At 60.5% G+C, this 25,335-nt stretch carries 28 protein-coding genes; 13 read left to right on the top strand and 15 right to left on the bottom strand.

Annotation, left to right across the window (positions count from 1 at the left end):
- Positions 1 to 12: 12 nt before the first annotated feature.
- Complete coding sequence (locus QRN36_RS08120; RefSeq protein WP_285423574.1) at positions 13 to 1,209, bottom strand: class I SAM-dependent rRNA methyltransferase; 1,197 nt, start codon at positions 1,207 to 1,209, stop codon at positions 13 to 15.
- A 221-nt stretch (positions 1,210 to 1,430) separates the two neighbouring features.
- On the opposite strand from QRN36_RS08120, the gene QRN36_RS08115 reads away from it, so the two are divergent.
- The 3 genes from QRN36_RS08115 to QRN36_RS08105 all read left to right on the top strand — a co-directional run bounded on the left by QRN36_RS08115 (position 1,431) and on the right by QRN36_RS08105 (position 3,564).
- Positions 1,431 to 2,243 carry an HDOD domain-containing protein gene (locus QRN36_RS08115; protein WP_285423670.1) on the top strand — a complete coding sequence of 271 codons (813 nt, stop codon included), beginning with the start codon at positions 1,431 to 1,433 and terminating at the stop codon, positions 2,241 to 2,243.
- A 38-nt stretch (positions 2,244 to 2,281) separates the two neighbouring features.
- On the top strand, positions 2,282 to 3,094 hold the full coding sequence (mutM, locus tag QRN36_RS08110; RefSeq protein WP_285423573.1) for a bifunctional DNA-formamidopyrimidine glycosylase/DNA-(apurinic or apyrimidinic site) lyase: 813 nt from the start codon (positions 2,282 to 2,284) through the stop codon (positions 3,092 to 3,094).
- Between the two features lie 131 nt (positions 3,095 to 3,225).
- Positions 3,226 to 3,564 (top strand): multidrug transporter, encoded by a 339-nt coding sequence (locus tag QRN36_RS08105; RefSeq protein ID WP_285423572.1) that lies wholly within the window; start codon positions 3,226 to 3,228, stop codon positions 3,562 to 3,564.
- On the opposite strand, the gene ggt is transcribed toward QRN36_RS08105, so the two are convergent.
- The 4 genes from ggt to QRN36_RS08085 all read right to left on the bottom strand — a co-directional run bounded on the left by ggt (position 3,546) and on the right by QRN36_RS08085 (position 7,722).
- Positions 3,546 to 5,288 (bottom strand): gamma-glutamyltransferase, encoded by a 1,743-nt coding sequence (gene ggt / locus QRN36_RS08100; protein ID WP_285423571.1) that lies wholly within the window; start codon positions 5,286 to 5,288, stop codon positions 3,546 to 3,548. The genes QRN36_RS08105 and ggt overlap by 19 nt on opposite strands.
- 82 nt (positions 5,289 to 5,370) lie before the next feature.
- Entirely contained in the window at positions 5,371 to 5,622 is a 252-nt protein-coding gene (locus tag QRN36_RS08095; RefSeq protein ID WP_074752410.1) for a YfhL family 4Fe-4S dicluster ferredoxin, read from the bottom strand.
- Positions 5,623 to 5,722: 100 nt separating this feature from the next.
- Positions 5,723 to 6,202, bottom strand: a complete 480-nt coding sequence (gene coaD, locus QRN36_RS08090; protein ID WP_093468178.1) for a pantetheine-phosphate adenylyltransferase — start codon at positions 6,200 to 6,202, stop codon at positions 5,723 to 5,725.
- Positions 6,203 to 6,297: 95 nt separating this feature from the next.
- Positions 6,298 to 7,722, bottom strand: a complete 1,425-nt coding sequence (locus tag QRN36_RS08085) for a coniferyl aldehyde dehydrogenase (RefSeq protein WP_285423669.1) — start codon at positions 7,720 to 7,722, stop codon at positions 6,298 to 6,300.
- Positions 7,723 to 7,918: 196 nt separating this feature from the next.
- Here QRN36_RS08085 and QRN36_RS08080 point away from each other — a divergent pair, with 196 nt between their 5' ends.
- Positions 7,919 to 8,605 (top strand): TetR/AcrR family transcriptional regulator, encoded by a 687-nt coding sequence (locus tag QRN36_RS08080; protein WP_285423570.1) that lies wholly within the window; start codon positions 7,919 to 7,921, stop codon positions 8,603 to 8,605.
- Between the two features lie 62 nt (positions 8,606 to 8,667).
- Positions 8,668 to 9,522 carry a sulfurtransferase gene (locus QRN36_RS08075; RefSeq protein WP_285423569.1) on the top strand — a complete coding sequence of 285 codons (855 nt, stop codon included), beginning with the start codon at positions 8,668 to 8,670 and terminating at the stop codon, positions 9,520 to 9,522.
- 33 nt (positions 9,523 to 9,555) lie between these two features.
- Here the strand turns inward: QRN36_RS08075 and QRN36_RS08070 are convergent, their stop codons facing one another.
- From QRN36_RS08070 to QRN36_RS08055, 4 genes are read right to left on the bottom strand one after another with little or no spacing between them, the layout of a single operon-like run.
- On the bottom strand, positions 9,556 to 10,572 hold the full coding sequence (locus QRN36_RS08070) for a hydrolase (protein ID WP_285423568.1): 1,017 nt from the start codon (positions 10,570 to 10,572) through the stop codon (positions 9,556 to 9,558).
- On the bottom strand, positions 10,556 to 11,176 hold the full coding sequence (rsmD, locus tag QRN36_RS08065; protein ID WP_285423567.1) for a 16S rRNA (guanine(966)-N(2))-methyltransferase RsmD: 621 nt from the start codon (positions 11,174 to 11,176) through the stop codon (positions 10,556 to 10,558). Before rsmD ends, QRN36_RS08070 begins: the two co-directional genes overlap by 17 nt.
- Positions 11,176 to 12,672, bottom strand: a complete 1,497-nt coding sequence (locus tag QRN36_RS08060; RefSeq protein ID WP_285423566.1) for a pitrilysin family protein — start codon at positions 12,670 to 12,672, stop codon at positions 11,176 to 11,178. The genes rsmD and QRN36_RS08060 overlap by 1 nt, the downstream gene beginning before the upstream one ends.
- Positions 12,669 to 14,021 (bottom strand): pitrilysin family protein, encoded by a 1,353-nt coding sequence (locus tag QRN36_RS08055; protein WP_285423565.1) that lies wholly within the window; start codon positions 14,019 to 14,021, stop codon positions 12,669 to 12,671. Before QRN36_RS08055 ends, QRN36_RS08060 begins: the two co-directional genes overlap by 4 nt.
- 452 nt (positions 14,022 to 14,473) lie before the next feature.
- Between QRN36_RS08055 and ftsY the strand changes: the two genes are divergently transcribed.
- The 4 genes from ftsY (at position 14,474) to rpoH (ending at position 18,728) form a co-directional block, all read left to right on the top strand.
- Positions 14,474 to 16,045, top strand: a complete 1,572-nt coding sequence (gene ftsY, locus QRN36_RS08050) for a signal recognition particle-docking protein FtsY (RefSeq protein WP_285423564.1) — start codon at positions 14,474 to 14,476, stop codon at positions 16,043 to 16,045.
- Complete coding sequence (gene ftsE, locus QRN36_RS08045) at positions 16,042 to 16,713, top strand: cell division ATP-binding protein FtsE (protein WP_093468204.1); 672 nt, start codon at positions 16,042 to 16,044, stop codon at positions 16,711 to 16,713. The genes ftsY and ftsE overlap by 4 nt, the downstream gene beginning before the upstream one ends.
- On the top strand, positions 16,710 to 17,735 hold the full coding sequence (ftsX, locus tag QRN36_RS08040) for a permease-like cell division protein FtsX (protein WP_285423563.1): 1,026 nt from the start codon (positions 16,710 to 16,712) through the stop codon (positions 17,733 to 17,735). Before ftsE ends, ftsX begins: the two co-directional genes overlap by 4 nt.
- A gap of 138 nt (positions 17,736 to 17,873) precedes the next feature.
- Positions 17,874 to 18,728 (top strand): RNA polymerase sigma factor RpoH, encoded by an 855-nt coding sequence (gene rpoH / locus QRN36_RS08035; RefSeq protein WP_093468210.1) that lies wholly within the window; start codon positions 17,874 to 17,876, stop codon positions 18,726 to 18,728.
- Positions 18,729 to 18,804: 76 nt separating this feature from the next.
- On the opposite strand, the gene mtgA is transcribed toward rpoH, so the two are convergent.
- Complete coding sequence (gene mtgA, locus QRN36_RS08030; RefSeq protein WP_285423668.1) at positions 18,805 to 19,515, bottom strand: monofunctional biosynthetic peptidoglycan transglycosylase; 711 nt, start codon at positions 19,513 to 19,515, stop codon at positions 18,805 to 18,807.
- A gap of 79 nt (positions 19,516 to 19,594) precedes the next feature.
- Here mtgA and QRN36_RS08025 point away from each other — a divergent pair, with 79 nt between their 5' ends.
- The 4 genes from QRN36_RS08025 to trmB all read left to right on the top strand — a co-directional run bounded on the left by QRN36_RS08025 (position 19,595) and on the right by trmB (position 21,937).
- On the top strand, positions 19,595 to 19,978 hold the full coding sequence (locus QRN36_RS08025; RefSeq protein ID WP_285423562.1) for a DUF423 domain-containing protein: 384 nt from the start codon (positions 19,595 to 19,597) through the stop codon (positions 19,976 to 19,978).
- A gap of 124 nt (positions 19,979 to 20,102) precedes the next feature.
- Complete coding sequence (gene thiS / locus QRN36_RS08020) at positions 20,103 to 20,303, top strand: sulfur carrier protein ThiS (protein ID WP_093468809.1); 201 nt, start codon at positions 20,103 to 20,105, stop codon at positions 20,301 to 20,303.
- A gap of 70 nt (positions 20,304 to 20,373) precedes the next feature.
- The gene (locus QRN36_RS08015; RefSeq protein WP_285423561.1) at positions 20,374 to 21,168 is read left to right on the top strand and encodes a thiazole synthase; all 795 of its coding nucleotides are present in this window, start codon (positions 20,374 to 20,376) and stop codon (positions 21,166 to 21,168) included.
- Positions 21,169 to 21,223: 55 nt separating this feature from the next.
- Positions 21,224 to 21,937 carry a tRNA (guanosine(46)-N7)-methyltransferase TrmB gene (gene trmB / locus QRN36_RS08010; protein WP_285423667.1) on the top strand — a complete coding sequence of 238 codons (714 nt, stop codon included), beginning with the start codon at positions 21,224 to 21,226 and terminating at the stop codon, positions 21,935 to 21,937.
- A 153-nt stretch (positions 21,938 to 22,090) separates the two neighbouring features.
- Here trmB and QRN36_RS08005 read toward each other — a convergent pair whose 3' ends face one another.
- Genes QRN36_RS08005 through metW form a run of 5 tightly spaced genes read right to left on the bottom strand, consistent with a single transcriptional unit; the run spans position 22,091 to position 25,330 of the window.
- Positions 22,091 to 22,414: a DUF3392 domain-containing protein gene (locus QRN36_RS08005; RefSeq protein ID WP_093468219.1), complete on the bottom strand. Its 324-nt coding sequence runs from the start codon at positions 22,412 to 22,414 to the stop codon at positions 22,091 to 22,093.
- 22 nt (positions 22,415 to 22,436) lie between these two features.
- Positions 22,437 to 23,651: a radical SAM family heme chaperone HemW gene (gene hemW / locus QRN36_RS08000; RefSeq protein ID WP_285423560.1), complete on the bottom strand. Its 1,215-nt coding sequence runs from the start codon at positions 23,649 to 23,651 to the stop codon at positions 22,437 to 22,439.
- On the bottom strand, positions 23,648 to 24,244 hold the full coding sequence (gene rdgB / locus QRN36_RS07995; protein ID WP_093468225.1) for an RdgB/HAM1 family non-canonical purine NTP pyrophosphatase: 597 nt from the start codon (positions 24,242 to 24,244) through the stop codon (positions 23,648 to 23,650). Before rdgB ends, hemW begins: the two co-directional genes overlap by 4 nt.
- Positions 24,241 to 24,687 carry a DUF4426 domain-containing protein gene (locus QRN36_RS07990; protein ID WP_285423559.1) on the bottom strand — a complete coding sequence of 149 codons (447 nt, stop codon included), beginning with the start codon at positions 24,685 to 24,687 and terminating at the stop codon, positions 24,241 to 24,243. Before QRN36_RS07990 ends, rdgB begins: the two co-directional genes overlap by 4 nt.
- A gap of 22 nt (positions 24,688 to 24,709) precedes the next feature.
- Complete coding sequence (gene metW / locus QRN36_RS07985; protein WP_093468231.1) at positions 24,710 to 25,330, bottom strand: methionine biosynthesis protein MetW; 621 nt, start codon at positions 25,328 to 25,330, stop codon at positions 24,710 to 24,712.
- Positions 25,331 to 25,335: the final 5 nt, after the last annotated feature.

Raw genomic sequence — 25,335 nt, 5'->3', positions numbered from 1 at the left:
CGCAGCATCTCCTCAACTATTCGGCAACAACCGACACGTAATGCTCTTGATGTATCGCGTTTCCGGAATGGCTGGGTGGACCGGGTGGTCCGGGCCTTGGCCGCCGCGTTCCAGCAATTGGATGTTGCGGTCCAGGTGGCGGGCGCTGGTCAGGAGGATGTTTTGCAGATCGTCTTCCGGCAGGTGCATCGAGCAGGATGCGCTGACCAGAATGCCGTCCTTGCTGAGCAGGCGCATCGCTTGCTCGTTCAGGCGACGGTAGGCGCCTTCGCCGTTTTTCAGGTCTTTTTTGCGTTTGATGAACGCGGGCGGGTCGGCAACGATCACGTCGAAGCGCTCTTCGGCGGCTTTGAGCTCTTTAAGGGCTTCGAAAACGTCGCCTTCGATGCAGGTGACTTTCTCGGCAAAACCGTTGAGCGCCGCGTTGCGCTCTACGCCGTCCAGTGCAAAGCCTGACGCATCGACGCAGAACACTTCGCTCGCGCCGAAAGCGCCCGCTTGGACGCCCCAGCCGCCGATGTAGCTGAACAGGTCCAGCACGCGCTTGCCTTTGACGTACGGCGCCAGACGCGCGCGGTTCATGCGGTGATCGTAGAACCAGCCGGTTTTCTGGCCTTCCATGACCGGCGCTTCGAATTTCACGCCGTTCTCTTCCAGCGCGACCCACTCAGGCACCAGGCCGAATGCGGTTTCGACGTAGCGATTCAAGCCTTCCGCGTCGCGCGCAGCCGAATCGTTCTTGAGCAGAATGCCGCTTGGCTTGAGCACTTGAATCAACGCAGCCAGCACGTCGTCCTTATGCTGCTCCATGGTGGCCGATGCCAGCTGCACGACCAGAATATCGCCGAAACGGTCGACGACCAGACCGGGGAGCAGGTCGGAATCGCCGTACACCAGGCGATAAAAAGGTTTGTCGAACAGGCGCTCGCGCAGGGACAGGCAGACGTTCAGGCGATGTACCAGCAACGACTTGTCCAACGGCAACTTGATATCGCGCGACAGCAAGCGGGCGCAGATCAGGTTATTCGGACTCATCGCGACGATGCCCAAAGGTTTGCCGCCCGCTGCTTCAAGGATCGCCTGGGCGCCTGGTGCAAAGCCGTTGAGCGGGGTGGCGGCAACGTCGATTTCGTTGCTGTAGATCCACAGGTGACCGGCGCGCAGGCGACGGTCGGCGTTGGGCTTGAGGCGCAAGCTGGGCAGGGACATGACGTCGCTCCGAAGAAAAGAGCGGGATTATAACCCGTGATCCGGCACGCGGGCGGTCCGGATGAATTTACAAACAAGCAGCCGGTCGGATCCATTAAGTGTTTCAACGGCTGTCGAAGCATGGGCGGTAAGGGTTAGAATCGCCCCCTGACCTTGAGTGTGTACTTATGTCCCAAGAGCTTACTTCCGAGCAGATTCAGCAGGCGTTGCAAGGCATCAGCGTGCCGCCCCAGCCGCAAATCATGGTGGATTTGCAGATGGAGCAGTACATGCCCGACCCTGATCTGGGTGTGATCGCCCGGTTGATTGCGCAGGACCCTGGCTTGTCCGGCGCGCTGTTGAAGATCGTCAACTCGGCGCATTACGGCCTCGCCAACAAAATTGCCTCGATCCAGCGTGCGGTCAACCTGCTGGGCAGCCGTTCGGTGATCAACCTCATCAACGCCCAGTCGATCAAGGGCGAGATGAGCGACGAGACCATCGTGGTGCTCAACCGCTTCTGGGACACCGCGCAAGACGTCGCGATGACGAGCCTGACGCTGGCCAAGCGCATCGGCTCGCAGACGGTCGACGAATCCTATGCGCTGGGCCTGTTTCACGACTGCGGCATTCCGCTCATGCTCAAGCGTTTCCCCGAATACATGAACGTGCTTGAAGAGGCTTACGCCAAGGCTAGCCCAGATGTCCGCGTGGTTGACACAGAAAACCGCATCCTCAATACGAACCATGCGGTTGTTGGCTATTTCACTGCCAAGTCCTGGCGTTTGCCGGAACATGTCAGCAATGCAATCGCCAACCATCACAACGCGCTGGCAATCTTTCAAGATGATTCGGGCCGCAATGCGCCGCTGAAAAATCTGCTGGCAATCCTCAAGATGGCCGAACACATCTGCTCGTCGCATCGCGTGCTGGGTAATCAGACCATCGATCATGAATGGAACAGCATCGGCCATCTGGTCCTGGACTACGTCGGTCTGTCCGATTACGACTTTGAAAACCTCAAGGAAAGCATTCGCGAGCTGAGCGCGCACTGATCCTGCGCGCCCTCGCTCAATCCTGCGTCGAGCCCCCAATGCCTGAATTACCTGAAGTCGAAACCACCCGTCGGGGCATCGCGCCTCATCTGGAAGGTCAGCGCGTCAGTCGCGTGATCGTGCGTGATCGACGCCTGCGCTGGCCGATCCCGGAAGACCTCGATGTGCGCCTGTCGGGGCAGAAGATTGTGGTGGTCGAGCGCCGCGCGAAGTACCTGTTGATTCAGGCCGAAGTGGGTACGTTGATCAGCCATCTGGGGATGTCTGGGAATCTTCGTCTGGTAGAGGCGGGGCTACCCGCGCTCAAGCACGAACATGTCGATATCGAACTGGAGTCGGGGCTGGCACTGCGCTACACCGATCCTCGGCGTTTCGGGGCGATGCTGTGGAGTCTTGACCCGCACAATCATGAGCTGTTGATTCGCCTCGGGCCTGAGCCGTTGACCGATCTGTTCGATGGTCTGCGCCTGTTCGAGCTTTCTCGCGGTCGCGTCATGGCGGTCAAGCCGTTCATCATGGATAACGCCGTTGTCGTGGGCGTCGGCAACATTTATGCGACAGAGGCGCTGTTCGCTGCCGGCATCGACCCGCGTCGAGCGGCCGGCAGTATTTCCAAGGCGCGCTATATCAAGCTGGCAATCGAGATCAAGCGCATCCTGGCCGCCGCCATCGAGCGCGGCGGCACGACGCTGCGGGACTTTATCGGGGGTGACGGGCAGCCCGGTTATTTTCAGCAAGATCTCTTTGCTTACGGGCGTGGCGAACAGCCGTGCAAGGTCTGCGGTACGACGCTGCGCGAGATCAAACTGGGGCAGCGCGCCAGCGTTTATTGCCCCAAATGTCAGAAGTAAGATCGAGGTCGTCAACCTCGGCGGTCGGTGCAACCTCTGTGTCGGGAATGAAACACACGGCCCCTTGCGTAACCCCGATCCCTGTTTATAGTGAGCAGCATCACTTTTCTGCTGAGCCCGAAGGATCTGCCATGAGCCCGTTTCGTATTCTCGCTGCTACCCTGGCCCTGTTCTTCGGCTTGCAGATGGCGCCGGCCTGGGCACAGGTCGAAGTGTCCGGCAGTGGCGATCCGGTCTACGAAATCCAGAATCCTCCTGCATACGCGATGATCGGCGACCTGCTGATCGCGCGCCCCTTGTTGATCGTCGCCACTGTGATCGGGGCCGGGCTTTTCGTGGTTGCCTCGCCTTTCGCCGCTGCGGGCGGCAACCTGGGCGCTACCGGTAAAGCGCTGGTGGTCGATCCAGGCAAGGCAGCGTTCGTCCGCTGCCTCGGTTGCACGACGAGCGGCTACGGCAAGCAAGACTGATCGGCGCAGGTCCGCACCAGCCTCAGTCGGCTGTCAGGGCTGAACGTGTTCGAAACTCCTACGCCACGTGGATCGCTGGCGGCTTCGACCTTCGCGCTGTTTTTGTTCCACAGGAGCACTTGCTGATTGCCGAAGTCGCGTTTGGCTTCCTTCAGCGGGTAGCCGCGCTCACGTAAGTCAGCCAGTTCCGCCTCATTGAAAGCGCCGGATTCGTACTCCACCACGTCAGGCGTGTACTGATGGTGATAACGACGCGCCGATACCCAGTTGGCGATCGGTTGCTCGTCCAGATATTGCAGCATCGACAGCAGCACCATGCTTGGGATTCTGCTGCCACCAGGTGTGCCGAACGCTGCAAAGGCGTGGGGGCTCTCGATGAAGCTGGGGCTCATGCTCGAAAGCGGGCGCTTGCCCGGTTCAATGATGTTGGCCTGACTGCCTGGCAGGCCAGAGGTGCTGCTGCCCTTGGGATCGATCGAAAAATCGTCCATCTCATCGTTGAGCACTACGCCGGTCCCCGGAACCGTGAACGTCGAGCCGAACGGCAGATTGAGTGAGAGCGTTGCCGCAACGGCGTTGCCTTCGCTGTCGAGCACGGAAAAGTGGCTGGTGTTGTCACCTTCACGCCAGCGAGGTGCCGGAGGCAGCGTGTTGTTCGGTGTCGCGCGGTGAGGATCGACGCTGGTGGACAGCTGAAAAAGGTAATCCGGAGCTAGCACCTGCGCAATGGGGTTGGGCACGAAGTCCGGGTCGCCGAACAGCACGCGGTCGCGGTAGGCGCGGCGTAGTACTTCCACCACGTAGTGTGCGCGTTGCACCTTGGCGGACTCGCGCCATGGCAGCTGCTGAAGCATGAACAGACTTTGCGCCAGGGCAATGCCGCCGGCTGAGGGCGGCGGCGCGCTGATCAGCTCGCGCTGGTCGGCCATCTGAAAGCGCAGCGGCGTGCGCGTGATGACGTTGTACTCTTCAAAATCGTGGTAATTCCAGATGCCTCCTGCGCGCCGCACACCGCTGACCATCGCCTGCGCTGTCAGGCCGCTGTAAAAGCCCGCTCGCCCTTTGTCCGCCAGACGGTCCAGCGTTTGCGCCAGTTCGGGTTGAGTGATGACGTCCCCCAGGTTCGGCACATCGTTGTTACGCAAGAACAGGCGCGCGCTTTCCTTGTTGCTGCGCAGCGCGAACAACCGCCAGCTGGCGCGCTCCCGATAGACTTCGTCGACCTTGAAGCCGCGGTATGCCGTGCGTATCGCGGGCGCGAGGGAGATAGACAGCGGCAGACGGCCGTATCGCTCGGCCAGTTCGACCAGCGCCGCAGGCATGCCCGGAATCGCAGCCGCCAATGGCCCGTTCAGAGACAGGTCAGGCTGGACGATGCCGTTGCGGTGGAACATTTTGGGCCGGGACTTGAGCGGGGCTTTTTCGCGCGCATCCAGAAACTGATACTGAACGGGATCGCCCGCTTGCCGCAGCAGGAAAAACCCGCCACCGCCCAAGCCTGAACCGTATGGCTCGACCACTGCCAGGGTGGCGCTGATGGCAATGGCGGCATCGAATGCGTTACCGCCATCGATCAGAATTTCCCGACCGGCGGCAGTAGCGAGGGGATGTGGGCTGGCAATTGCGGCCTGATCAGGATGGTCAGGTTGCGCGTGGACCGAAACGGCAAACAGCAGAATGGCTGCGCCAAACAAGGAAAGTATCGGCGTTGACTTCGATGTCATGCGTATCTCGCTCATTTCAACAGGCATTTACAGCCAGTGTCTTCGGCGAAAGCGCGTATGCCGACAAATATGCCTTCGGTTTTTATGCCTTGCTGGTAATCAACTGGTACTTGGCCATCAGTTCGTCTTTGCTCTCGACGTGGTTTTCATCCAGCGGGATGCAGTCCACGGGGCAGACTTGCTGACACTGCGGCTCGTCGTAATGGCCGACGCACTCGGTGCACAGGTTCGGATTGATCACATAGATCTCTTCCCCCTGGGAAATTGCTTCGTTCGGGCACTCGGGTTCGCAGACGTCGCAGTTGATGCAATCGTCGGTGATGATCAGGGACATGGATACTCCTGCCGCGGTCGACACCGGGGCATATCAAAACTAATGCGGCGAATTGTGCCGCATTAGCGCTCGGTATGCACCTAAGCCGTGACGCATGGGATCAGGACTTGAACCTTTCACTCAGCGCCTGTGCGACCGCAGGGTGGACGAACTTCGTGATATCACCCCCCAACGCTGCGATTTCCCTGACCAGCGTAGATGATATGAACGAATAACGTTCGGACGGCGTGAGAAAAAGACTTTCTACGTCAGGTGCCAGCTGTTTGTTCATGTTCGCCAGCTGGAATTCGTACTCGAAGTCAGACACCGCCCGCAGGCCGCGCAACAGGATGTTGGCGTTCTGTTCCTGGGCAAAATGCGCCAGAAGGCTGGAGAATCCGACGACTTCGACATTGGGCAGGTGCCGGGTGGCTTCACGCGCCAGCTCGACGCGTTGTTCCAGCGGGAAGAGCGGGTTTTTCTTCGGGCTGGCGGCGACGGCAATGATGACCTGATCGAACAGGCGCGATGCGCGCTCGACCAGATCGCCATGGCCCTTGGTGATGGGGTCGAAGGTGCCTGGGTACAACACTCGGTTCATCGCGTCGTCCTGGTCGGAGTCCGTAAAGGGACTGGGATGGTATCGCAGCGCGTCGGGTGGGCCAAGTCGGCTCGGTGCAGGTCCCGGTTCGCCTTTCAGCGTATGAACAGCTTATGGATCAGCTTCTGAAGGGCCTTGCCGTAAGGCGGATAAATCAGACGTGCCGCATTGAAGCGTTGCTTGATGAACACGCCTTTGGCCTTGCTGAACGTCAGAAATCCTTCGCGGCCATGGTAATGCCCCATGCCAGAGGCGCCTATGCCGCCGAAAGGCAGGTCGTCCTGGGCGACATGCAGCAACGTGTCATTCAGGCACACGCCGCCGGAATGTGTCTGCTCCAGCACGCGGTTCTGTTCAGCCTTGTCGTAGCCGAAGTAATACAGCGCCAGTGGGCGAGGTCGGGCGTTGATGTAATCGAAGGCCTGTTCGATAGTCTCATACGGCACGATGGGCAGCAGTGGTCCGAAGATTTCGTCCTGCATCACGATCATATCGTCACTGACATCCAGCAGCAGGCTGAACGGCATTCGGCGCCCCTGACCTCGTTCGAACAGCGAGATAACCTTCGCGCCTTTGCTCCGAGCATCGGTCAGGTAATGCTCAAGACGAGCGACATGCCGAGGGCTGATGATGGCGGTGTAGTCCGGGTTGTCATCCAGCGTAGGAAAAAAACCGGTAACGGCCTGGGTGTAGGCAGCGACGAACGCATCGATGCGATCTCTGGGGACCAGCACGTAATCCGGGGCCACACAGGTCTGTCCTGCATTGAAGGTCTTGCCGAACGCGATCCGCTGGGCTGCGTCCTCGATCGGCACGTCAGCGGAGACGATGGCTGGCGATTTTCCGCCCAGTTCCAACGTGACAGGCGTGAGATTTTCGGCGGCGGCGCGCATCACATGCCGCCCGATGCTGGTTGCGCCCGTGAACAGAAGGTGGTCGAAGGGCAGTCTGGAAAACGCGACGCCAACATCGGCTTCACCGAGAACCACGGACACCAGATCTGTTGAGAACACCCGTCCTAGCAAGGTTTTCAGCAACTGGCCGGTTGCAGGCGTGGCTTCGCTGAGCTTGAGCATCACGCGATTACCCGCTGACAGCGCGCCCACCAGCGGCCCGATCGCCAGAAACAGCGGGTAATTCCACGGCACGATCACGCCTACCACGCCGAGGGGCTGATAGATCACTTTGGCGCTGGCCGGCTGGAACGCCAGGCCGACGCGGCGTCGAGACGGTCGCATCCACCTTTTCAGCTGACGCTGGGCGTATCGGATGTTGTGAAGACTGGGCATCAGTTCGCCCAGCAGTGTTTCGTCCGCACTGCGATGGCTGAAATCGGCGCTGATCGCATTGATGATCGCCTGTCGTTCGGTGCTGAGCGCGCGATGCAGGCCGTCGAGCCACTGTCGTCGCTGACTCGCCGTCGGCATCGGATTGGCGGCGAAGGCTCGACGCTGCGCGTCGAACTGCACGGCAAGCTCATCGTGCTGCGGATCTGAGTTTTCCGGCAGTGGTAGACGCATGGATTCGGCAGGCATCGCGGCGGCGCTCTTGGGTTTGAGCCTTTTTAGAGTCATCACTCTAAAAAGTCAATCGGCGCCGCAGCGATGTGCTTCTCGTGCAGCAGGGCGCAGTTCGAGCCGTGAAGACTGCCCGCGATCCTGAAGCTTGCGTTAAGATCCAGCACAATCCTGTTACGTCCTGACGTTTGAGCTGAGCATGGCGCCGCGCATCAAAACCTTACGCATCAAGACCCGCGAACGCATCGTGCAGAGCAGCCTGGAGCTGTTCAATCAGCAAGGCGAGCGCAGTGTCAGCACCAACCACATCGCGGCGCACATGGAGATTTCGCCAGGCAATCTCTATTACCACTTCCCCAACAAGCAGGCGATCATCGCCGAGCTGTTCACTGAATACGAAACCCTCGTCGACAGCTTTCTTCACCCGCCCAAAGGTCGCCTTCCCGGCGTCGAGGACAAGCGCCATTACCTGGTGGCGATCCTCAATGGCATGTGGCGTTATCGCTTCCTGCATCGCGATCTCGAACACTTGCTCGACGCCGATCCAGAGCTGGCAGCCCGTTATCGGCGGTTTTCCCAGCATTGTCTGATCAAGGCGATGTCTATCTATGGCGGGTTCGTCGAAGCGCAGATCCTGAGCATGAATCAGGTGCAGATCGAGTCGCTGACGCTCAATGCCTGGATCATTCTGACGTCGTGGGTTCGCTTCCTGTGCACGACCAGAGAGAACGCCACGCATTTGAGCGAAAACGCGATTCGTCGGGGCGTTTATCAGGTTTTGATGCTGGAACTGGCTTACGTAACGCCCCAGGCGCACGAGGCCGTGCATGCGCTGTGCGCAGAATTTTATGTGCCGCTGAACAAGGCACTGGAGGACGCCGGCTGAGACCGGCAGGCCTCGAATCGATCGTCATATTGCCCCATTTTCACTGTCTGCAGGAGCCCGTCATGTCCATCGCGCAATTGATCAGCCCGCAACAACTGGAAGCCCGCCTCAAGCAACCGGGTCTTGTCATTCTCGATTGTCGCTCCTCGCTCGATGATCTGGACTACGGCCAGCGCAGCTACGCGGAAGGCCATATCGAAGGGTCGTCCTATGCTGACCTGCTCAATGACCTGAGTGGGCCAATCGTCAGAGGGGTGACGGGGCGACACCCTTTGCCGGATCCTCAGATTCTGACCGAGCGGCTGCAGTTCTGGGGCGTCAACCCGGACAGCGATATCGTGCTGTACGACGATGGCCCCGGCGCTTATGCCGCCCGGGCGTGGTGGTTACTGGCATGGCTGGGCAAGCGAGAAGGCGTCTATCTGCTCGATGGCGGGCTCAAGGCCTGGCATGCCGCCGGTCTGCCGCTGAGCCTGGATCCGCCGCTGCAACGAAGGGGCACATTTCAGGGGCAGCCCGACGATGCGCTGGTACTCAGCGCCGAGCAGCTGCAGGCCCGGCTGGGGCAGGCTGACCTGACCTTGATTGATGCCCGGGCACCCGCGCGTTTTCGCGGAGAAGTCGAGCCCATCGACCCGATCGCAGGCCATATTCCGGGTGCTCAATGCGCCGCATTCACTGACAACCTCGGCCCCGATGGTCGCTTCTTGCCAGCCGAGCAGCTCAAACAACGCTTCGCCGAGACATTGAAAGGTAGGGCGCCGCAGGCGCTGGTCGCCTATTGCGGCTCGGGCGTCACGGCCTGCCACAACCTGTTTGCCCTGTGCCTGGCGGGCTATCCGCTCGGTGGGCTCTACGCCGGATCCTGGAGCGAATGGATCAACGATCCGGCCCGTGGCGTCGCAACGGGCGACTGATTCTCGCCCGGCAATCGGGCTCGCCGATACGATTCAGAGGTGGGTCTGAGCGCCATGCACGTCCAGCAGCCAGGCGGGGATGCGCTGTTCCAGATAGTAAGACGGCGTTCTGATCGTTCCGCCGACGAAACCCACGTGCCCGCCACGGTTTTGCAGGTCGAATCGCGTGCTTGCCGACAACTCACCGGCATCAGGGAGACTGTGTTTGAACACGAATGGGTCGTCGAGCGATTGCACCAGCAACGTCGGCGTCCGGATCGCGCCGAGGAAATAGCGACTTGAGGCGCGACGGTAGTAGTCATGGGCATCCACGAAGCCATTGAGTGGCGCCGTTACCCGCCCGTCGAATTCCCAGAAAGTGCGCAGGTTTTTGAGCGAGCCCAAAGCGGCGAGCTCCGCCAGGCCGTCGCTGAGCCCCTCGTGCTGAAACCGGCGCTGCTTGTCTTTGATGTAACCGAGCATTTCCCGCATGAAATGGCGCTGGTAGACCCGCGAGAAGCCCAGACCGATACGGTCGGCACACTCGTCGAGCCTGAACGGGACCGACACGGCAGCAGCGCCTTGAAGGTTGCTGTCCAGCCCCGACTCGCCCAGGTGCTTGAGCAAAATGTTGCCGCCCAGCGAGTAGCCGACCGCGTAAAGGGGCGCGAGCGGGCGTGCGGCTCTGAGGTGCGCGAGCACAGCCGCAAGGTCTTCGCTGACGCCTGAGTGATAGCTTCGCGGCAACAGGTTCGGCTCGCCAGAACAACCTCGCCAGTTGAGCGCCACGCTCGCCCAGCCGAGTTTTTCCATGGCTTGCTGCAGGCCGACCACGTAAGGCGAATTGGACGATCCGGTCAGCCCGTGCAGGACCAGAACGACCGGTACGTGGGCGTCGTGCGGCCCGTGCCAGTCCATGTCGAGAAAATCGCCATCGTCCAGCCATATCCGCTCACGGCGCCGGTCCAGATGAATGGTCCGGCGCCAGAGCGGCCCCCAGAGGGTCTGCAAATGCGGGTTGCCGAGACCGAACGCGGGGACGAACGGGCGGCGGTCAGCTGGCGATGACACTTCGTTCCCACAACGCGTAGTAAACCTGTCCGGCCTTTTTCTCGCGGTGCAAGCGCCAGTTGGCGGGCAGGCCAAGTGAAGACGGCGCGGTTTCACTTTCGGTGTAGATCCAGGCGTTATCTGCCAGCCATGCCCGTTCTTCCAGCAACGCGCACGCCGGGAGCAGAAGATTCTGGTGGAAGGGTGGGTCGAGAAACACCACGTCGAATTGTTCCGCCGGTTGGGTCTCCAGATAGCGCAGTGCGTCGCCGCTGGAGGTCTTGCCGACCGTGCAGCGCAACGTGCCCAGATGCTCGCGCAAGCTGGAAATGGCCGCCGAATTGGTGTCCAGCGCCAGGCCCATGCTCGCCCCTCGCGACAGGGCTTCGAGGTACAAGGCGCCGCTCCCCGCGAACGGGTCCAGCACGCGCGCGCCTTCGATATAAGGCGCGAGCCAGTTGAACAGGGTTTCCCGAACGCGGTCCGGCGTAGGCCGCAGCCCCGGGCCATCCGGGAAGCTCAAACGCCGACTGCGCCATTCGCCGCCGATGATCCGCAACTGGCCCAGGCCCGTATGGATTTTGTGGCCTTTGTGGATGCGCGGCGGCTTTGAAGTCGAGGTCATTAGTGCTCCGGTACGCCGAGTGGTTGCTCGGCTGGTTTATCAGTAGGTGGCGGCAGAGGCTTCTGCGGGACGGTCGGACCTGCGGTCACGATCACCAGCTTGTCGACGTCGAGATGCTTGTTCATGACGGCCTTGATTTGCTCGACCGTCAGGCTCTGCGATTGCGTCATGAAGTCTTCGAGGAATGTAAGAGGCAGATTATAGAAGCCAATCGCGCCCAGTTGACCGACGATTGCCGAGTTGCTGGCGGTCGAGAGCGGAAAACTGCCGGCCAGCTCGCGCTTGGCATCGTCGAGTTCTTTCTGCGTGGGACCATTGGCGAGAAAGTCACGGGTGACATCCTTGACCAGTTGCAGCGTGTTCTGGCTCATCTCAGCGCGGGTCTGCAGGCCAATCATGAACGGACCTTGAGCCTGCATGGGCGTGAAGCCAGAGGATACGCCGTAAGCCAGGCCGCGTTTCTCACGAACTTCGGCCATCAGACGGCTGCCGAAGCCACCGCCGCCGAGAATCGAATTCCCCAGCGACAGTGCCGCGTAATCCGGGTCGGCGCGGTCAATGCCCAGCTCAGCCATCATCAGATGAGTCTGCTTGGACGGAAACTCGATGTGGGTTTCGCCGGCTTTGGGCTCGATAGGGGCAACGGTCTTCGCCAGCGCCGGGCCTTTTGGCAGCGCAGCCGACACCTGCGCCGCGACGGCTTGCGCTTCGGCCCGCGACAGGTCGCCCACCAGCGCGATGACAGCATTTCCGGCGGCGTACGCCTTGGCGTGAAACGCCTTCAATTGGGCAAGCGTGAGCGGCGGGATGGTTTTGGCCGTTCCCATGCTCGGGTGTGCATAAGGATGGTCGCCATAGAGACGTCTGAACAGCTCATCACCCGCCAGCTTGCCAGGGTTCTGTTTCTGGTACTCGAAGCTCGCCATCAGCTGGTTTTTGATACGGGCCAGCGAGTCGGCGGGAAACGTAGGCTTGCCCACGACCTCCGAAAACAGCTTCAGCGCAGGCTCGCGCTTTTCAGGGGCGCTCAGGCTGCGCAGCGAAGCAATGGCCATGTCGCGATAGGAGCCGTTGCCGAAGTCCGCGCCCAGTCCTTCGAATCCTTCCGCGATCGCGCTCACGTCTTTGCCCTTTACGCCCTCATTGAGCATGGCGTTGGTCACGAGTGCGATTCCAGGCGTGGCGCCGTCCTGACTGCTGCCAGCGGCAAACAGCAGGCGCATGTCGAACATCGGCAGCTCATGGGCTTCGACGAACAATACCCGCGCGCCTTCTGCGGTCTGCCACGATTGAATGTTCAGGTCGCGGCGGGGTGGGGCTTTTCCATCAAGCGCCTTCAGCGATTCCAGCGTGGATGCCGCCTTGTCGATTGCCTTGGGTGCGTCGGCTGGCGCGTCCGCCTGCACAAGTGCGGCGCCAAGCAGGCTCAGCGTCGCGGTCAGCAGCAGTACCGAGGCCCGAGGCCGTGCAGCGCGGGTGTCGATGCGCTTGGTCATTGGGCTTTCTCCTCAGGCAAAACGTGCGCAACGGCGAGGCGTTCGCGGGTGAAATACGTGCGTGCTGCTTTCTGAATGTCGTCAGGCGTCACGCTTTGCAGCGCCGCCAGTTCCTGATCGATCAGCTTCCAGGACAGACCCACCGTTTCCAGCTCACCAATGGTGCTGGCCTGGCTGGTGATGGAGTCGCGTTCATAGACCAGCCCCGCGATGACCTGGGCCCGAACCCGTTCCAGTTCCTCTTTGGTCGGTGGCTTGGTCTTCAATTCGTCGAGCAGACGCCAGATGCCGGCTTCCGCGTCTGCCAGGGTTTTCTTTTTCTGCTGATTAGGCGTGGCGCTGATGGTGAAGAGGCTGTCGCCACGGGTGTAGGCGTCGTAGTCCGACGACGCGCCGGTCACCAGTTCTTCACCACGCTCCAGACGCGCCGGGATGCGGGCGCTGTAGCCGCCGTCGAGCAAGGCAGAGATCAGTCGCAAGGCATTTACCGACTGCGGATCGGTGGCGGTTGCAAGGCTGGGCACGTTGAAGCCATACATCAGACTGGGCATTTGCGTGGCCACATGCACGGTGATCTGGCGCAATCCGGGTTCGGCGAGTTCCAGCGGCTTTTTGGAGGGCGGTACATCGCGGCGAGGAATCGGCCCGAAGAAGCGTTGTGCCAGTGCTTTCACTTCATCGGGTTTCACGTCGCCCACCACAACCAGCGTGGCGTTGTTCGGCACGTACCAGGACTCGTACCAGTGGCGCAGCTCCTGAACGGTCATGCGGTCCAGGTCAGCCATCCAGCCGATGGTCGGCGTGTGGTAGCCGCTGGCGGGGTAAGCGATTGCCTTGAAGCGCTCGTACGCCTTGGCATTGGGCTTGTCGTCCGTGCGCAGGCGGCGTTCTTCCTTGATGACTTCAATCTCGCGAGCGAACTCTTCGGGCGGCAGACGCAGGCTGGCCATGCGGTCAGCTTCGAGCTCGAACGCCACACTCAAACGGTCACGCGCCAGCACCTGGTAGTAAGCGGTGTAGTCGTCACTGGTGAATGCGTTTTCTTCCGCGCCAAGATCGCGGAGGATCAGTGACGCCTCGCCAGGACCCGCTTTTGCGCTGCCCTTGAACATCATGTGTTCCAGCGCGTGGGAGAGGCCGGTCTGGCCTGGCGTCTCATAGCTGGAGCCAACCTTGTACCAGACCTGAGAAACCACGACCGGTGCGCGATGGTCTTCGCGCACAATGACTTTCAGGCCGTTATCGAGCGTGAATTCGGAGGTGGGTTGAGGGTCGGCAGCCAGGGCTGCAAAGGGCAAACAGATCGTGCTGAGCAGCAGGCCTGCGGCGCAGCGGGCAAGAGCATTCATTCGTAATTTGAACCTTCGAGGCGGCCTGCATGAACTTAGCGTCGGCGGGCGCAGGGGTTAGGGCGTATCATCACATATTTCCCGCAGCGCTCCGGAGGGTGGTCTGAAAGCGCGCCATACTGCGTTACAGATCCTGGCAGGGAAACACACATCCCTCACGGCTTGCGCCTTGTCTTACGCGCTTTTGCGCGGGAACGCGGCGGTGGAAATATGTGATCACACGCCCTAGGATAGCGACCAGTTTGCTTGCCGACCACGGCTAAGATGTGTGAGTCGTAAACGGACTTCGTAAGAAATGGCCTTGACGACCCTTGTCAGGGCAGACGCGACGTCCGGGTGATGTGTCCAGGCAGGCTATGAACAAGCAGACATAAAAGCAGTCTGTTTCGCATTGACAGAATTTTTCAGAGGCGCCGCTCTGGCGCGTCGCTACCTTGAGATAGCCGTCCTCCATGTTTGGTTCCAACGACGACAAGAAGACCCCAGCCCCGGCTGGCGAGAAGAAAGGCCTGTTCGGATGGCTGCGCAAAAAGCCGCAGGAAACCGTCAACGAGCAGCCACAGATCGCACCTGAAACAGCGCCCGAGCCCGTCGTTGAAGAGACGCCGGTCGCTGCTGAACCACAAATCGCCGCTGAGCCCCAAGTCGCTCCGCCGATTCCCGCCGAGCGCGCTCCGGAGTCTCTCGTTTCGAACGAGCCGCCTGTTGTCGTCGAGCCCGTCACTGACCAGGCGCCTGGCGCAGAGCCTTGGTTGAAGTTGCCAGTGGCCGAAGAACCGGTCGCGTTGACGGATGAAGGCGAGCCCCACGTGACGCCGGAGATTCCACCGCAGGCGGTCGTGTTGGAGCAGCCTGAGACTGGCGCATTGAACGTTCCCGATGAAGCGGCCCCCCGTCAGACCGCTGCGACGCACGCGATCCCGTTGGTCGAGCCTGCGCCGCCCGCCCTGGCTGATCCGGTAGCCGGCGATGATCTGCCGTCACTGGCCCCGCCTTCTGTCACGCCGCCGCCCGTCGCTGCGCCGGTCGTGCCCTTGGCAGAGACTCCCGCGGTGCCGGTTGCGATTGAGCAGGCGCCCGTCGAAGCGAAACAGCCCGGGTTCTTCGCGCGCCTGAAACAAGGCCTGTCGAAAACCAGCGCCAGTCTCGGCGAAGGAATGGCGAGCCTGTTCCTGGGCAAGAAAGCCATCGACGACGACATGCTCGATGAGCTTGAAACCCGCCTGCTGACGGCCGACGTCGGTGTTGAAGCCACGTCCTTGATCGTGCGCAACCTGACGCAGAAAGTGGCGCGAAAACAACTCACGGACAGCGATGCGCTGTACAAATCGCTGCAGAGCGAGCTGACTGAGATGCTCAAGCCGGTTGAAGCGCCGTTGGTCATTGGCTCCGAGCACAAGCCGTTCGTGATTCTCGTGGTCGGCGTCAATGGCGCAGGCAAGACCACGACGATCGGCAAGCTGGCGAAAAAACTCCAGCTCGAAGGCAAGAAAGTCATGCTTGCCGCTGGCGATACGTTCCGCGCCGCGGCGGTCGAGCAGTTACAGGTCTGGGGTGAGCGCAACAAGATTCCGGTGATCGCTCAGCACACGGGCGCCGATTCGGCTTCGGTGATTTACGATGCCGTGCAGGCGGCCAAAGCGCGCGGTATCGATGTGCTGATCGCTGACACCGCTGGCCGTCTGCACACCAAAGATAACCTGATGGAAGAGCTTAAGAAGGTTCGCCGGGTGATCGGCAAACTGGACGAGCAGGCCCCGCACGAGGTGCTGCTGGTGCTCGACGCCGGTACCGGGCAGAACGCTATCAACCAGGCCAAGCAGTTCAATCAGACCGTCAGCCTCACCGGACTTGCGCTCACCAAGCTGGACGGCACGGCCAAGGGCGGCGTGATCTTCGCGCTGGCCAAGCAGTTCGGCCTGCCGATCCGTTACATCGGTGTCGGTGAAGGCATCGACGATTTGCGGACTTTCGAGGCTGAACCCTTCGTTCAGGCCCTTTTCGCAGAGCGGGAGCGCACATGATTCGTTTCGAACAGGTCGGTAAACGCTATCCGAACGGACACGTCGGCTTGCATGAGCTGAGCTTTCGAGTACGTCGTGGGGAGTTTCTGTTTGTAACCGGTCACTCTGGCGCCGGCAAAAGTACGCTGTTGCGTCTGTTGCTCGCCATGGAACGCCCGACCACCGGCAAGTTGCTGCTGGCCGGTCAGGACCTGGGCCAGATCAGCACGGCGCAGATTCCCTTTCTGCGTCGTCAGATCGGCGTGGTATTTCAGAATCACCAGTTGCTGTTCGACCGCACGGTGTTCAATAACGTCGCCTTGCCCCTGCAGATTCTGGGGTTGTCCAAAACCGAGGTGACCAAACGCGTCGATTCGGCACTGGAGCGCGTGGCGCTCTCCGACAAGGCCGAGTTGTACCCCGGCGACTTGTCCACAGGTCAGCAACAGCGCGTGGGTATTGCCCGCGCCATCGTTCACCGCCCGGCCTTGCTGCTGGCGGACGAACCGACCGGTAACCTCGATCCAAGGCTGGCAGCGGAAATCATGGGCGTCTTCGAAGACATCAATCGCCTTGGCACCAGCGTGCTGATCGCCAGTCACGACCTGGCCCTGATTGCGCGCATGCGTCATCGCATGCTGACACTGCAACGCGGCCGACTGATCGGCGACGGGGAGGCTGGAGCATGAGTGCGACTCGCAGTCCCAAGGTTTCCGAGCGCGTGGCCCCCAAGGCCGCCGATCCCGCGCCTCAGAAGAAAAAGAAACACGACGATGACGACGGCCCGGATTTCGGCACGCTGTTCAATGCGTGGATCGAAGCTCATCGCTCCAGTCTGCTCGACAGTCTGCGCCGCTTGGGCAAGCAACCGATCGGCAGCTTTTTCACCTGTCTGGTCATGGCCATCGCGCTGAGCTTGCCGATGGGCTTGTCGCTTCTGTTGAACAACGTCGAGCGTCTGGGCGGGTCTTGGCAGCGTGCCGCGCAGATATCGCTTTATTTGCAGCTCGATGCCTCGTCGACCGAAGGCGACAGTCTGGTCAGTCAGATAAAGCAGATGCCGGGCGTGGCGGATGCCGAGTACATCAGTCGTGATCAGGCGTTGAACGAGTTTCAGCAGCAGTCCGGTCTGGGCGAGGCGCTCAAGGAACTGCCGGAAAACCCGCTGCCTGGCGTTGTGCTGGTTACACCGCTGGAAGTTGACAAAGCCGCGCTGGAGGCGTTACGTACGCGCCTGGCTGAACTGCCGAAGGTGCAGCAGGCTCAGCTGGATCTGGTCTGGGTCGAGCGTCTGGCGGCGATCCTGAAACTGGGTGACCGCTTCGTTTTCGGCCTCACTGTATTGCTGGTGGGTGCACTGTTGTTGGTCATCGGCAATACCATCCGTCTGCACATCGAGAACCGGCGCACCGAAATTGAAGTCATCAAATTGGTGGGTGGCACGGACAGCTACGTGCGCAGGCCTTTCCTTTATATGGGCGCACTGTATGGATTCGGTGCCGGGGTACTGTCATGGGGCGTGCTCGCTTTCGGCCTGGATTGGCTGAACGAGGCGGTCGTCAAGCTGGCCGGGTTGTATGGCAGTAACTTCGCGCTGGCGGGGGTGCCGATGGCAGATGGTCTGTCGCTCTTGCTAGGAGCCGTGTTGTTGGGTTATATCGGTGCGTGGATTGCGGTCGCACGCCATTTGAGAGAGCTGGCACCTCGTTGAGTTTTAATGTTCAGGTCATTTTTGTAGCGTAAATTTTGTTTCATCTATTGACTTTTCAGCTAAGGGAACTTGTCTAGCGGTTCCCGGTCAATTTCGCAGTGCTGAACTGCACGAGTCATGTGTCGGAGGTTTTTTCGTATGACCAATTCTTTGCAACCTGCTTATGCCTTGGTTCCGGGTGCAAACCTGGAAGCCTATGTGCACACGGTAAACAGCATTCCACTGCTGACGCCCGAGCAGGAGCGTGAACTGGCCGAGAGTCTCTATTACGAGCAGGATCTAGGGGCGGCTCGGCAGATGGTGCTCGCCCACCTGCGATTTGTCGTGCATATCGCACGCAGTTATTCCGGTTATGGACTGGCTCAGGCTGACCTGATCCAGGAAGGTAACGTCGGCCTGATGAAGGCCGTGAAGCGCTTCAACCCCGAGATGGGTGTCCGCCTTGTGTCGTTTGCCGTGCACTGGATCAAGGCCGAAATTCACGAATTCATCCTGCGCAACTGGCGCATCGTGAAAGTCGCGACCACCAAGGCTCAGCGCAAGCTGTTTTTCAACCTGCGCAGCCAGAAGAAGCGTCTGGCCTGGCTGAACAACGAAGAAGTTCATCGTGTGGCGGAAAGCCTGGGCGTTGAACCGCGCGAAGTGCGCGAAATGGAAAGCCGTCTGACTGGCCACGACATGGCGTTCGACCCGGCTGCTGAAGCCGACGACGACAGCGCGTTCCAGTCTCCGGCCAACTATCTGGAAGACCATCGTTACGATCCGGCGCGTCAGCTGGAAGATTCCGATTGGACTGACAGCTCCACCGCCAACCTGCACGAAGCGTTGAACGTGCTCGATGAGCGCAGCCGCGACATCCTCTATCAGCGTTGGCTGGCTGAGGAAAAAGCGACGCTGCACGATCTGGCCGAGAAGTACAACGTCTCTGCCGAGCGGATTCGTCAGCTCGAGAAGAGCGCGATGAACAAACTGAAGTCGTCAATCGCCGCTTAAGCGAAAGACTGAAACGAAGCGCCCCGAGATGATCGGGGCGTTTTTGTTTATGGGTTTCAGTGAGCGTTGGGCTACCTCACCATTTGCGGCTGTGATTCAACCCCACCAGATACTCATCACCACCCAGCTGGCGCATTTGCTGGCGAATCCAGCCGGCCCGTCGTGAGACGTAGCTGCTCGGATTACTGGCGCTCCATTCGCGAGGGTTTGGCAGCACTGCGGCGAGGTAACTGGCCTGCTGCGTCGACAACTGGCCGGCGTTGACATGGAAGTGGTGCTGCGCAGCCGCTTGCGCCCCGAAAACCCCGTCGTCCCACTCGACGCTGTTGACGTACACCTCAAGGATTCGCTGCTTGGACCAGAACACCTCGATCAATCCGGTGAACCACGCCTCCAGTCCCTTGCGCAAATAACTGCGGCCTGACCATAAGAACAGGTTCTTGGACACCTGCTGGCTCAGCGTGCTGGCGCCGCGAATCGAACCGCCGCGCTCGTTGTGCACCAGCGCCGCCTGAATGGCGTCGATATCGAAGCCCCAATGCTCGGCGAATTTCTGGTCTTCCCCGGCGATGACCGCGACTTTGAGATCGTCGGAGATTTTGTCCCATGGCTGCCAGTCACGCTGCAGATCAATGGGCTTGCCGTTGAACCAGGATTCAATCTTGCGCTCGACCATCAGCGCGGTGAAGGGGGGTGGCACCCAGCGGAAGATCAAAACCAGCACGACACTCGCCGCTGCAAACCAGAGCAGGACTTTGGCGATACGACTGAGCAGGAAACGCAGCATAGAGATGGCTTGGCCGAAGCGGTTGAGCGGGCCATTATACAGACCACGCAGGATAGAACGATTTTTGACGGAGTCACCCATGCTACGAACCTTCTTGATGCTGGCCGCTTTCTTCGGATTTACCGGCGTCGCGCTGGGCGCATTCGCTGCCCATGGCCTGAAAAACCGCCTCACCCCTGAATACCTTGCGATCTTCCAGACCGGCGTGCTCTATCAGCTGATTCACGCGCTGGCGATCTTCGGCGTGGCGATCCTGGCGACTCAGATTCAGGGGCGGCTGGTCAGTTACGCCGGCATCGCCTTCACGCTCGGTATCCTGTTGTTCTCGGGCAGCCTGTACGTTCTGACGCTCACGGGAGTGAGCAAGCTGGGCATCATCACGCCGATAGGCGGGCTGTGCTTTCTCATCGGCTGGTTCATTCTGGGTTGGACGGCCTGGCGGCTCGGCGTGGATACCCTTTGAGTGGCCGACCTCCCACAGGTGAAACCATTGCCCCTTGGCTGAGACGAATGGCGTGCCTTTGCCTTGGTCCCGGAGGCTGATCGGGCTAGAATGCTCGCCCCCTAAAATGATGGCTGCCATCCGCATGCGCATTCAGTTGAACGGTGAATCCTTTGAACTGCCCGACGGCGAGACCGTTGCGGCATTGCTGACACGTCTGGATCTGGTCGGACGTCGGATCGCAGTCGAACTCAATCTGGATATCGTCCCGCGCAGCCAGCACGCATCCACGACGCTGAACGAAGGCGATCAGGTCGAAGTGGTGCATGCCATCGGCGGTGGCTAGGGCTGCCGACCTGCGCTGCGACCCGATCCAGAAAGAACTGCAAGAACCTCAACCGTAAAGAGGATTTCCGATGAGCAATGTTCATAGCGACAAGCCGTTTACAGTGGCCGGTCGGACTTTCCAGTCGCGCCTGCTGGTTGGCACTGGCAAGTACAAGGATATGGAAGAAACCCGTCTGGCCATCGAAGCCTCTGGCGCGGAAATCGTGACGGTCGCCGTGCGTCGTACCAACCTGGGCCAGAATCCGGGTGAGCCGAACCTGCTCGACGTGCTGCCACCTGATCGTTACACCATTTTGCCGAACACTGCCGGTTGCTATGACGCCACCGAAGCAGTGCGTACCTGCCGCCTGGCGCGTGAGCTGCTCGACGGCCATAACCTGGTCAAGCTTGAAGTTCTGGCTGATCAGAAGACCCTTTTCCCTAACGTGATCGAAACCCTCAAGGCCGCGGAAACGCTGGTCAAGGACGGTTTCGACGTGATGGTCTACACCAGCGACGACCCGATCATCGCGCGCCAACTGGCCGAAATCGGCTGCTGCGCGGTCATGCCTCTGGCGGGCCTGATCGGCACGGGTCTCGGGATCTGCAACCCGTACAACCTGCAGATCATTCTCGAAGAATCGAAAGTACCAGTGCTGGTCGACGCCGGTGTCGGCACTGCTTCGGACGCCACCATCGCGATGGAGCTGGGCTGCGAAGCGGTGCTGATGAACTCGGCCATTGCCCACGCCGGGCAGCCGGTATTGATGGCAGAAGCGATGAAACACGCCATTCTGGCAGGCCGTATGGCTTACCTGGCGGGTCGTATGCCCAAGAAACTCTATGCCAGCGCGTCCTCGCCGCTGGACGGTCTGATCAAGTAAGAGCCTGTTGATGATTGATTCGCAAAAGCCCGATGCACTTCCGGACGACGAAGTGATGAACGACGAAGACGGTAAAGAACAGGGCGATGAAAGCCATCATCGACGCATCAAGAGCTTCGTGATGCGTGCCGGTCGCATGACCGAAGGCCAGCAGCGCGGCCTGGATCAAGGCAAACCGCTGTTCGTCCTGCCGCTGGCCGACGAGCCGGTTGATTTCGACAAGGTGTTCGGCCGCTCTGCGCCGCGCACGCTGGAAATTGGCTTCGGCATGGGGCACTCGCTGCTGGAAATGGCAGCGGCGGCGCCCGAGCAGGATTTCATTGGCGTTGAAGTGCATCGTCCTGGTGTCGGTGCGCTGCTCAATGGCGTTCTGACGCAAGGCCTGACCAACGTGCGGGTCTACGATTGCGACGCGATCGAAGTGCTCAATCGTTGCATTGCCGATAACAGCCTCGATCGCCTGATGCTGTTCTTCCCGGATCCCTGGCACAAGGCGCGCCATCACAAGCGTCGCATCGTTCAGGCCGAATTTGCGGCGCTGGTTCGCAGCAAGCTCAAGCCCGGCGGCGTCCTGCACATGGCGACCGACTGGGAGCCCTACGCTGAATACATGCTGGAAGTGATGAACGTTGCTCCCGGTTACCGCAATCTGGCCGAAGACGGCAAATGCGTCCCGCGCCCTGCGGAACGTCCGATCACCAAGTTCGAACGCCGTGGCGAGCGTCTGGGGCATGGGGTCTGGGATTTGAAGTTCGAAAAAACCGCCTGACTCATCCGCCGATGAGTCACTGTGCGAGCGAGATTGCTCGTGAAGGCTTCGGATCAGCTAGTAGAAGTGCACTGGCTGACTGGCGCTTTCGCGAGCAGGCTCGCTGCCACCGGTGACGTGCCCGCCGTGCGAGCGCGTGGTGTCAGCCCTGGATCACTTCCGATCCGCCACAACGCCGATCAGCACCAGCACCACCAACAACACCGGCGCCAGGCTGTAGTTGTTGAACTGGCTCAGCCCGCGCACGACCCATGGCGTGGCGTAGATGAGCGCGGCGCCGCTGCCGATGGTGCACAGCAGGGCCATGACGGGAACGCGCAAGGCCCCGGCGAAGCTGCTGATGCGACCTTCGATCCAGCCCTTGATGTCGGCCCCGAACAGGATCAGCAGACAGCCCACCAACGCCAGTGCGATTTCCGAAAGGTTGCTGCGACTCCAGCGCGAGACAGTTGCCAGCAGGTCGAGTACGAGGTCCATTCAGTGTCCTTAGCGTTGAGTCTTATAGAAGAAAATACTGCAGCAGGTCGTTGAGAAATAACTGCCCGCGAGCAGTGGCCACCAGACGCATCGGGTCGGGCTCGAGCAAGCCCCGTTGTTCAGCCTGCTGACGCGCGCTGGCGAGCGAATCGACGCTTAGACCGGTGCGCCGCTGAAATAATGCAGCGTCCACGCCTTTTGTCAGGCGCAGCGCGTTCATCAGGAATTCGAACGGCATTTCATCCAGCGCCAGCAGCTTCTCGCCGGCCTGATACGACTTGGCCGGATTGAGGTAATCCTTGGGCAGCCGGGTTTTCCAGGTGCGTACGATGCGTCCGTCCGGGTGGCTGAGCTTGCCGTGAGCCCCTGCGCCGATGCCGATGAAGTCGCCGAAACTCCAGTAATTCAGATTGTGTCGTGCCGGACGGCCGGGTTGCGCGTAGGCAGAGACTTCATATTGCGCGTAGCCGTTGTCCCGCAGCAGCGCCTGACCGGCCTCCTGAATGTCCCACAGGATGTCGTCTTCCGGCAGCGTCGGCGGCTGATTCCAGAAAACGGTGTTGGGTTCCAGGGTCAGCTGATACCAGGAGAGATGGGTCGGCGCCAGCGCAATGGCCTGGCGCAGATCGCCCAGTGCATCGTCCTGCGACTGATCCGGCAAGCCGTGCATCAAGTCCAGATTGAAGTTATCGAAACCGGCCTGGCGCGCCATGTCGGCGGCGCGTACCGCTTCGTCGCCATTGTGGATGCGGCCCAGAGCCTTGAGCTTGGCTTCCTGAAAGCTCTGAATGCCAATCGACAGCCGATTGATGCCCAAGGCCCGGTATGCGCTGAATTTCACCTGCTCGAACGTGCCGGGGTTGGCTTCCAGCGTGATCTCGATATCGGGCGCGAAGGGAATGCGTTGCTCGACCCCTTTCAAGAGTCGCCCAAGTGCCTCTGCGCTGAACAGGCTGGGCGTGCCCCCGCCGAAAAAGATCGAACTCAACGGGCGGCCATAAACGCTTGGCAGGTCCTGATCGAGGTCGGCAAGCAGCGCGTCGACGTACTCTTGCTCAGGCAGTACCGCGCTGGCGGTATGAGAGTTGAAGTCGCAGTACGGACATTTGCGCACGCACCACGGAATATGGATGTACAGCGAAAGCGGAGGCAGTTCGGTCAGCGGGTTTCTTGGCTGCTCGGAGCTGAATCCGGCCGCGCCGAGAATCAGCGGCCGGGTGTCTGAATCGTGATTCATTGCAGTTCCAGACGCTGACGCAAAATAGCCATGGCGCGTGCACGATGGCTGATCTGGTTCTTGTCGGCCGGACTGAGTTCGGCGCTCGAAACATTGCGCTCCGGCACCCAGAACAGCGGATCGTAGCCAAATCCGTGCTCGCCGCTGGCGGCCGTCAGGATGCGCCCATGCCACAGGCCTTCACACAGAATGGGCAGCGGGTCGTCGGCGTGACGAACCAGCGCCAGCACGCAGACGAACTGCGCACCGCGCGCGTGTTCCGGCACATCCTTCAGGGCGTCGAGCAGTTTGGCGTTGTTCGCCGCGTCGCCCTTGCCATCGGCATAGCGCGCCGAATAGATACCCGGCGCTCCGCCGAGGAAATCCACGGCGAGGCCCGAGTCATCAGCCAGTGCCGGCAAACCTGAAATGCGTGCGGCGTTGCGAGCCTTCAAAATGGCGTTCTCGACGAACGACAGCCCCGTCTCTTCAGGCTCCACGCTGCTGAACTCGCCGATCGAGCGCAATTGCACGCTGCCGCCGAGCATGGCCTGAAGTTCTTTGAGTTTGCCGGCGTTGTGACTGGCGAGTACGAGCTGGGTGAAGTTCATCATGGGTCCGAAAAGATTTCCTGGTTGAAGCTGAGCGTGTGGGCCTGGTCGTCACCGGTTTTCACGTTGATGGTGAAGATGTAGGTGGCCGAGGTGTCGGGCTGGACGTCGTACTGCGCAATGTAATTGACCGAGCCGTTTTCGCTGACCGGCCTGAAGCTCAACGCTTTCTTGCGGCCGGTCAGGTCTGCCACCGAGCCGTCGACGCTGGCTGTGACGGTTTTGCCGTCTCTGATCGCAGTGATGTTGATCACACCCATGCCCTTGCTGCGGATCAGGCCATTGTCCCTGGCAATCGACGGCTGCAGCATTCCTGAGCCAAACGCGTTGTAGTGAATGGTCACGTCGCCGAACTGCTGTTGCCTGTTCAGACTCGCGCTGTCGGCAGCCATCGCCGGAGCTGCAAGTGCGATGAGCAGACTCAGCATTGCACTCAAACGACGCATGATCATTCTCCTGTCGGTTGGCTCAGACCGCTATCTGGTGATCCTGCAAGGTCGGGCTGCTGACCCGATAGATGCCGATCTCACCCAACAGATTAGGCCATAGTTTACTTGCCCAGCCGTGGCGATGCTGTTGGTCGACCGCCAGCCGATCAATGACCTTTGCCGAGCGACCGCGGCACAGCTCCTCGAAGTCTTCGAAGGTGCAGAAGTGAATGTTCGGCGTGTTGTACCACGTGTAGGGCAGGAACTCGGAAACCGGCATGCGGCCCTTGCTCGCCAGGTACCAGCGGCAGCGCCAGTGACCGAAGTTGGGGAATGTGATGATGCACTGACGACCCACGCGAAGCATCTCGTCGAGGATGCGGTCAGGGTAGTGCACTGCTTGCAGCGCCTGCGTCATGACCACGACGTCGAAGCTGTTGCTGGCAAAGTTACCCAGGCCTTTGTCCAGGTCCTGCTCGATGACATTGACGCCCCGGGACACGCAGCGCGCAATGTTGTCGGCATCATTTTCCAGCCCGTAGCCAGTCACTTGTTTGTTCTGCTGCAGCCAGGCCAGCAATTCGCCGTCGCCGCAACCGAGGTCGAGCACGCGGCTGCCTGCCGGTATCCAGTCTTGGATGATTTCCAGGTCGGCTCTCATGGTGT

This window comes from Pseudomonas sp. efr-133-TYG-103a, assembly GCF_030209235.1.
GTDB lineage: Bacteria > Pseudomonadota > Gammaproteobacteria > Pseudomonadales > Pseudomonadaceae > Aquipseudomonas.
The sequence above is the reverse complement of the archived record's forward strand: the minus strand, read 5'-3'. Positions and strand labels throughout refer to the sequence as shown.

Excerpts from the sequence above, each read along its gene's own strand:
- rdgB (WP_093468225.1), bottom strand. The coding sequence starts at position 24,244 with ATGATGAACTTCACCCAGCTCGTACTCGCCAGTCACAACGCCGGCAAA.
- ggt (WP_285423571.1), bottom strand. The coding sequence starts at position 5,288 with ATGACATCGAAGTCAACGCCGATACTTTCCTTGTTTGGCGCAGCCATT.
- QRN36_RS08015 (WP_285423561.1), top strand. The coding sequence starts at position 20,374 with ATGAGCAATGTTCATAGCGACAAGCCGTTTACAGTGGCCGGTCGGACT.
- mutM (WP_285423573.1), top strand. The coding sequence starts at position 2,282 with ATGCCTGAATTACCTGAAGTCGAAACCACCCGTCGGGGCATCGCGCCT.
- QRN36_RS08085 (WP_285423669.1), bottom strand. The coding sequence starts at position 7,722 with ATGCGTCTACCACTGCCGGAAAACTCAGATCCGCAGCACGATGAGCTT.
- metW (WP_093468231.1), bottom strand. The coding sequence starts at position 25,330 with ATGAGAGCCGACCTGGAAATCATCCAAGACTGGATACCGGCAGGCAGC.
- QRN36_RS08060 (WP_285423566.1), bottom strand. The coding sequence starts at position 12,672 with ATGACCAAGCGCATCGACACCCGCGCTGCACGGCCTCGGGCCTCGGTA.
- ftsE (WP_093468204.1), top strand. The coding sequence starts at position 16,042 with ATGATTCGTTTCGAACAGGTCGGTAAACGCTATCCGAACGGACACGTC.
- ftsX (WP_285423563.1), top strand. The coding sequence starts at position 16,710 with ATGAGTGCGACTCGCAGTCCCAAGGTTTCCGAGCGCGTGGCCCCCAAG.
- QRN36_RS08055 (WP_285423565.1), bottom strand. The coding sequence starts at position 14,021 with ATGAATGCTCTTGCCCGCTGCGCCGCAGGCCTGCTGCTCAGCACGATC.
- hemW (WP_285423560.1), bottom strand. The coding sequence starts at position 23,651 with ATGAATCACGATTCAGACACCCGGCCGCTGATTCTCGGCGCGGCCGGA.
- QRN36_RS08075 (WP_285423569.1), top strand. The coding sequence starts at position 8,668 with ATGTCCATCGCGCAATTGATCAGCCCGCAACAACTGGAAGCCCGCCTC.
- rpoH (WP_093468210.1), top strand. The coding sequence starts at position 17,874 with ATGACCAATTCTTTGCAACCTGCTTATGCCTTGGTTCCGGGTGCAAAC.
- QRN36_RS08025 (WP_285423562.1), top strand. The coding sequence starts at position 19,595 with ATGCTACGAACCTTCTTGATGCTGGCCGCTTTCTTCGGATTTACCGGC.
- QRN36_RS08105 (WP_285423572.1), top strand. The coding sequence starts at position 3,226 with ATGAGCCCGTTTCGTATTCTCGCTGCTACCCTGGCCCTGTTCTTCGGC.
- coaD (WP_093468178.1), bottom strand. The coding sequence starts at position 6,202 with ATGAACCGAGTGTTGTACCCAGGCACCTTCGACCCCATCACCAAGGGC.
- QRN36_RS08080 (WP_285423570.1), top strand. The coding sequence starts at position 7,919 with ATGGCGCCGCGCATCAAAACCTTACGCATCAAGACCCGCGAACGCATC.
- QRN36_RS08005 (WP_093468219.1), bottom strand. The coding sequence starts at position 22,414 with ATGGACCTCGTACTCGACCTGCTGGCAACTGTCTCGCGCTGGAGTCGC.
- QRN36_RS08095 (WP_074752410.1), bottom strand. The coding sequence starts at position 5,622 with ATGTCCCTGATCATCACCGACGATTGCATCAACTGCGACGTCTGCGAA.
- thiS (WP_093468809.1), top strand. The coding sequence starts at position 20,103 with ATGCGCATTCAGTTGAACGGTGAATCCTTTGAACTGCCCGACGGCGAG.
- mtgA (WP_285423668.1), bottom strand. The coding sequence starts at position 19,515 with ATGCTGCGTTTCCTGCTCAGTCGTATCGCCAAAGTCCTGCTCTGGTTT.
- rsmD (WP_285423567.1), bottom strand. The coding sequence starts at position 11,176 with ATGACCTCGACTTCAAAGCCGCCGCGCATCCACAAAGGCCACAAAATC.
- ftsY (WP_285423564.1), top strand. The coding sequence starts at position 14,474 with ATGTTTGGTTCCAACGACGACAAGAAGACCCCAGCCCCGGCTGGCGAG.
- trmB (WP_285423667.1), top strand. The coding sequence starts at position 21,224 with ATGAACGACGAAGACGGTAAAGAACAGGGCGATGAAAGCCATCATCGA.
- QRN36_RS07990 (WP_285423559.1), bottom strand. The coding sequence starts at position 24,687 with ATGCGTCGTTTGAGTGCAATGCTGAGTCTGCTCATCGCACTTGCAGCT.
- QRN36_RS08120 (WP_285423574.1), bottom strand. The coding sequence starts at position 1,209 with ATGTCCCTGCCCAGCTTGCGCCTCAAGCCCAACGCCGACCGTCGCCTG.